Source organism: Kitasatospora sp. NPDC093558 (assembly GCF_040683475.1).
GTDB lineage: Bacteria > Actinomycetota > Actinomycetes > Streptomycetales > Streptomycetaceae > Kitasatospora.
On the sequence record NZ_JBFBDY010000911.1, the window covers coordinates 1 to 2,120 of the forward strand.

Sequence of the window (2,120 nt, forward strand, 5' to 3'; positions counted from 1 at the left end):
CGGGCCGCTGCGGCCTGGGCCCGCGCCGGCTCTTCGCCTTCTTTCGTCGGGGTTGGCCCCCGACCACCGGAGGCCGGCTCACCCCGGCAAGGGCCGGCGCGGTGTGATGAGCCCGCTCTCGTAGGCGAGCACCACGGCCTGGGCACGGCTGGAGATTCCGAGCTTGGTCATGATGCGGTTGAGGTGCGTCTTGACCGTGCCGACGGTCACCACCAGGCGGCCGGCGATGTCGGAGTTGCTCAGGCCCGCGCCGACCAGGCGCAGCACGTCGAGTTCGCGCGAGGTGAGCGGGGTCAGCTCCCGGGGCGGTTCGGCCGCGCCGTCGACGCGCTGGGCGAAGGCCTCGATCAGCCGGCAGGTGACGCCCGGCGCGAAGAGCATGTCGCCGCCGGCCACCACCTCGATCGCGGTGAGCAGCCGCTCCGGCGGGGTCTCCTTCAGCAGGAAGCCGCTGGCGCCGACCCGCAGCGCGCCGTACACGTACTCGTCCAGGTCGAAGGTGGTGAGGACGAGGACGCGCGGGCGCGGTTCGGCGGCGTGGGCGAGGATGCGCTCGGTGGCGGCGATGCCGTCGACGTCGGGCATCCGGATGTCCATCAGCACCACGTCGGGGCGCAGTTCGGCCGCGAGGTCCACCGCCTGCTGCCCGTCGGAGGCCTGGCCGCACACGGCGAGGCCGGGTGCCGCCTGGATGAGGGCGACCAGGCCGGCCCGGATCAGGACCTGGTCGTCCACCACGAGCACGGTGGTCAAATCGCGAGCCCGCCCTTCCCACTACCCGCCGCCGGCTCCGCCCCCCGCGGATGCCGGGCCCGGCCGCGGCAGGGTGAAGGCGACCTCGAATCCCCCGTCCGGCGTCGGACCAGCACGCAACATACCACCGTGCGCCTTGACACGTTCATGCATGCCGATCAGACCGTGGCCACCGCTGTCGACGGCCGGGTCCGGGATCCGGCCGGGGGCCGGCCCGGCGTCGCGGACGGCGACGGCGAGGGCGTCGGGCCGGTAGGACACGGAGATCCGGACCTCCGTCGGACCGGCGTGCTTGACGGTGTTGGTCAGCGCCTCCTGGACCACGCGGTAGGCGGAGAGGTCGGGCCCGGGGGCCAGCGCGTACGGCTCCCCGTCGACCGCGAGCTCCACGGACAGCCCGGCGCCCTCCACCCGTCGCACCAGCGCGGGAAGCCGCGCCAGGCCGGGCGCGGGCTCGTCCGGCGCCGTGCCGCCCGCCTCCGCCGCCTCCTCGGGCGGCACGCGCAGGACGTGGAGCAGGCCGCGCATCTCCGCCAGCGCGTCCCGGCTGCTCCCGGCGATGGTGCCGAGGGCCGCCCGGGCCGTCGGCGGGTCGCTCTCGAACACGTAGCCCGCGAGGCCCGCCTGCACGGCGATGACGGAGATGTGATGGGCGATCACGTCGTGCAGCTCGCGGGCGATCCTGATCCGCTCCTCGGTCACCGCCTGCCGCGTCCGCGCCACCTGGGCGTGCTGCAACTGGAGTGACAGCGCCGCGAGTTGGACGTTCCGCTCGCCGAGGACCCGCAGGCTCAGCCCGAACGCCCACGCCGTCCCGACGCCGAGCGCCACCTGGGCCAGCGCCACCCCCGGGGACACCACCTTGGTGGCCATCGCGCTGTACAGCCACACCGGCGCGGCGCAGCAGGCACCCGCCACCGAGACCCGGGTCGGGCGCAGCGCGGCCAGTGTGAACACCGCGAACAGCGGCGCCCAGATGTTGGCCGAGGGCTGGTAGCCGCCGGCCGTGTAGCCGACCAGCCCGGCGCAGGAGAGCAGCAGGACGGCCACCGGGGCGCGGCGGCGGAAGGCCAGCGGCAGGTTGGCCAGGAGGCTCAGCAGGTGGGCGGAGAGGTCGAAGCGCGGCCAGCCCGGCGGGTGGTACTCGTGCGCGAACGCCAGCGTGGCGGCGAGCAGGAGCAGCGCCAGGACGGCGTCGATCACGCGCCGGTACGTCTCACCGAGCCGCACCGGACGCCGCAGGAACCCCCTGGACGGAGCAGGCTGCGCGTCTGTCTGCATCCGGGCAGCCTAACGACTCGGCCATCGGGGGCACTTGACGACCTCGGGGGCCGGGGGCACGCCCCATGTGAGGGCACGCCCCGGGT

At 74.8% G+C, this 2,120-nt stretch carries 2 protein-coding genes; both read right to left on the minus strand.

The window, feature by feature from the left end; genetic code table 11:
* Nucleotides 1-78 precede the first annotated feature (78 nt).
* Entirely contained in the window at nucleotides 79-753 is a 675-nt protein-coding gene (locus tag AB0O00_RS36845) for a response regulator transcription factor (RefSeq protein WP_363659061.1), read from the minus strand.
* A gap of 21 nt (nucleotides 754-774) precedes the next feature.
* Complete coding sequence (locus AB0O00_RS36850; RefSeq protein WP_363659062.1) at nucleotides 775-2,034, minus strand: sensor histidine kinase; 1,260 nt, start codon at nucleotides 2,032-2,034, stop codon at nucleotides 775-777.
* Nucleotides 2,035-2,120: the final 86 nt, after the last annotated feature.